The 4,334-nt window shown below is 73.5% G+C and carries 1 protein-coding gene; it reads left to right on the plus strand.

Annotated elements, in window-relative coordinates; all coding sequences use genetic code 11:
- Positions 1-4,334 (plus strand): non-ribosomal peptide synthetase (locus tag C2L58_RS38455; RefSeq protein WP_146073750.1); only part of this gene is annotated, 4,334 nt, incomplete at both ends.

Raw genomic sequence — 4,334 nt, forward strand, 5'->3', positions numbered from 1 at the left:
CGCCCGCCGGGCCGGGGAAGCTCCACAGTGGACGCCGCTGCCGGTGCAGTACGCGGACTACACGCTGTGGCAACAGGATCTGCTCGGCCGCGAGGACGACCCGGACAGCGTGCTCAGCGGCCAGCTGGACTACTGGCGGACGGCCCTGGACGGCCTGCCGGACCGGATCGAGCTGCCCCTGGACCGGCCGCACCCGGCGACCGCGACCTTCCGCGGCGAGCTGCACACCTTCACCTGGGACGCCGGCCTCCACGCGGGCCTGGCCGACTTGGCCCGCGAGAGCGGCGCCAGCGTGTTCATGGTCGTGCACGCGGCCCTCGCCGCCCTGCTCACGCGCCTCGGCGCGGGCACCGACGTGCCGATCGGCTCACCCATCGCCGGCCGCACCGACCCGGCCCTGGACGAGCTCGTCGGCTTCTTCGTCAACACGCTGGTCCTGCGCGTCGACACCGGCGGCGAGCCGACCTTCCGCGAACTCCTCGCCCGGGTCCGCGAGCGCAACCTCGACGCCTACGCCCACCAGGACGTGCCGTTCGAGCGGCTGGTCGAGGTACTCAACCCGGCGCGGTCGCTGTCCTACCACCCGCTGTTCCAGGTCATGATCGCCGGGCAGAACAACGCCCGCGCCGACGTGACGCTGCCCGGCCTGGCCGTCACGGAGATCCCGGTGACCACCGGGACGTCGAAGTTCGACCTCTCGATCTCGCTGACCGAACGCGACGCCGGGATCGCCGGGGTGCTGGAATTCAACGCCGACGTCTTCGGCCACCCGAGCGCGGAGGGGATTCTGCGCCGTCTCGAAGTCCTGATGCGCGCGGCCTTGGCCGACCCCGACCGCCCGGTCGGGGCGCTGGACCTCCTCGACGGGAACGAGCGCGACCGGGTGCTCACCGCCTGGGCCGGATCGCTCGAACCGGCGGGCACCGAGACGTTCCCCGGGTTGTTCGCCCGGCGCGTCGCCGAGGCCCCTGATGCGGTGGCGCTCGTGTTCGAGGACGTCGAGCTGACCTACGCCGAGGTGAACGCCCGCGCCAACCGGCTCGCGCACCTGCTGCTCTCCCATGGCGCCGGACCGGAGCAGGTCGTCGCCCTGGCCGTGCCGCGCTCGGTGGACATGATCATCGCCGAGCTGGCGGTGCTCAAGGCCGGTGCCGCGTACCTGCCGATCGACGTCGACTACCCGAGTGACCGCGTCGCCTACATGGTCGAGGACGCGGCCCCGGTTTGCGTGGTGACGACCCGGGACGTCGAGGCGAAGCTGCCCGCGGCCCTGCCCCGGGTGCTCCTTGAGGACACGGCACTCGCCGGAATGTCCACAGAGGACCCGGAGGTCACGATCACGCCGGAGAACGCGGCGTACGTGATCTATACGTCCGGCTCATCCGGACGGCCGAAGGGCGTCGTCCTCCAGCACTCGGGTGTCGCGAAGCTGGTCGCCACCCAGTCCGAGCGGTTCGGTGTGGGCCCCCACAGCCGGGTGCTGCAGTTCGCCTCGCCGAGCTTCGACGTCGCGTTCTGGGACCTCTGCCTGGGCCTGCTCTCAGGTGGCCGCCTGGTCGTCGTCCCGGCCGAGCGGCGGGTCGCGGGCCCGGCGCTGACCGAGTACGCGCACGCCCACGGCGTCGACTTCATGATCCTGCCGCCCGCCCTGCTCGACGCCCTGCCGGCGGACCTCGACCTGCCGCGGGACAGCGTGCTGCTCGCGGGGACCGAGCGCGTGTCGCCGGAGCTGGTGCGCCGCTGGGCGCCGGGCCGGCGGATGTTCAACGCCTACGGCCCGACCGAGGCGACCACCAACTCGACGCTCGGCGAAAGCGACCCGGCCGAGCTGGCGGGCGCGACGGTCGTCCCGATCGGCATCCCCGACCCCGGCACCCGGGCGTACGTGCTCGACACCGGGTTGCGGCCGGTCCCGCCCGGCGTGGTGGGGGAGCTGTACCTCGCCGGAAGCGGGCTGGCGCGGGGGTACCTCGGGCGGCCGGGGCTGACGGCGGAGCAGTTCGTGGCGGACCCGTTCGGTTCGGGCGGGCGCCTCTACCGCACCGGTGACCTGGTCAAGTGGCTGCCGGACGGGCGTCTGGTGTTCCTCGGCCGGGCCGACGACCAGGTCAAGATCCGCGGCTACCGCATCGAACTCGGCGAAATCGAGTCCGTGCTGGCCGAGCACCCGGCCGTCGGGCAGTCCGTCGTCGTCGCCCGGGACGGGCGGCTCATCGCCTACGCCGTGCCGTCGGCCGGGCGGGACGAAGAAGCGGAACTGGACCACGTCGGCGAGTGGCGTGAGCTGCACGAGAACGTCTTCACCGAAGCGGCGTCCGGGGGGCTGGAGGAGAACTTCACCGGCTGGAACTCCAGCTACGACGGCTCGGAGATCCCCCGGGACCAGATGCGCGAGTGGCACGCGGCGACGATCGACCGGATCCGGTCCCTGCGGCCGAAGCGCGTCCTGGAGATCGGCGTCGGCAGCGGCCTGATCCTCTCGCGGATCGCGCCGGACGCCGAGGAGTACTGGGGCGTCGACCTGTCCGAGCGGGCCATCGCCAACCTGCGGCGCGAACTCGCGGCGACGCCGTTCGCGGCCAAGGTCCACCTGGCCGCGCGGCCCGCCCACGACCTGGGCGAACTGCCGGACTTCGACACGGTGATCATCAACTCGGTCGCCCAGTACTTCCCGAGCGTCGGCTACCTCGCCGAAGTCCTCCGCACGGCGGCGGCGCACGTCCGGCCGGGCGGCGTGCTCTTCCTCGGCGACATCCGGAACCTCCGCTCGCTGCGGGCGTTCCGGACCGCGACCGAGCTGCGCCACGGCCGCCGTGACGTCGCCGCGGTGGACCAGGCGATCGCTCGCGAGGGCGAGCTCGTGCTCGACCCGGGCTTCTTCCGGGCACTGGATCTCGACGGCTTCGGCGACGTCGACCTGTGGGTCAAGCGCGGCCACGCGCACAACGAGCTGACCCGGCACCGCTACGACGTCGTCCTGCGGAAGGCCCCGAAGCCCGCCGCGGCCGCCGAGCGGGTCGTGCCCTTCGAGTCCCTCGGCGAACTGGACCGGCTGCTGGCCGCGCACCCGGCCCGGCTGCGCGTGACCGGCGTGCCCGACGCCAGGCTGTCCGGTGAACTCGCCGCCGTCACCGCGCTCGCGGGGGGCGACGCCGAGACGGCATTGTCCTCTTTGGAGGATCGGTCCGGAGTGGACCCCGAGACCCTGCACGACCTCGGCGGCCGTCACGGCTACCGCGTGTACGCGACCCTCACCGCGGAGGCGGGCGAGCTGGAGGTCGTGTTCACCACGGGCGAGCCCACCCGGATCCACCGCGGCCACCCGGTCCGCGCCGCCCTCGACGCGCTGGGCAACCACCCGGCCGGGCAGCGGGACGCGAACGCGCTGGTGGCGGCGTTGCGGGCGCACGTCCGCGACCGGCTGCCGCAGTACATGGTGCCGTCGGCGATCGTGCTGCTGGACCGGCTCCCGCTGCTGGCTTCCGGCAAGCTGGACCGGCGCGCCCTGCCGAGCCCCGACCAACAGGCGGCCCCCGCCGGCCGGGCTCCGCGGACGCCGGTCGAAGAAGTCCTCTGCGGGCTCTTCGCCGAGGTCCTCGACACGGCGTCGATCGGCGTCGACGACGACTTCTTCGCCCTCGGCGGGCATTCGCTGATGGCCACCCGGCTGGTCGCGCGCCTGCGCGCGGTGTTCGGCGTCGAACTGCAGGTGCGGTCGGTGTTCGAGACGCCGACGGTGGCCGGGCTGGCCGTCCTGCTGGCCACGTCGGACTCGTCGCCCGCCCGGCCCGCGCTGGTGCGCGCCGACCCGCGGCCGGACGTGCTGCCGCTGTCGTTCGCCCAGCAGCGGCTGTGGTTCCTGCACCGCCTGGAAGGCCCGTCGGCGACGTACACCATGCCGACGGCGGTCCGGCTGAGCGGCGCCCTCGACGTCGACGCGCTGCGTACGGCGCTGGCCGACGTCGTCGAGCGCCACGAAGCCCTGCGCACGGTCTTCCCCGAGATCGACGGCGAGGCCCGGCAGCTCGTCCTCGGCGACGTCACGATCCCGCTGCCGGTCCGCGCGGTCACCGAAGCCACGCTCGCCGACGCGGTGTCCGAAGCGGCCGCGACGGTGTTCGAGCTCGAGTCGGAGATCCCGCTGCGGGCGCGGCTGCTCCGCCTCGGGGCCCGCGAGCACGTCCTGGTGCTGGTGTTCCACCACATCGCCTCCGACGGCTGGTCGACCGCGCCGCTGTGGCGCGACCTCGCGACGGCCTACACCGCCCGCCGGGCCGGGGAAGCTCCACAGTGGACGCCGCTGCCGGTGCAGTACGCGGACTACACGCTGTGGC

It is taken from the genome of Amycolatopsis sp. CA-126428 (genome assembly GCF_002904335.1).
Classification (GTDB): Bacteria; Actinomycetota; Actinomycetes; order Mycobacteriales; family Pseudonocardiaceae; genus Amycolatopsis.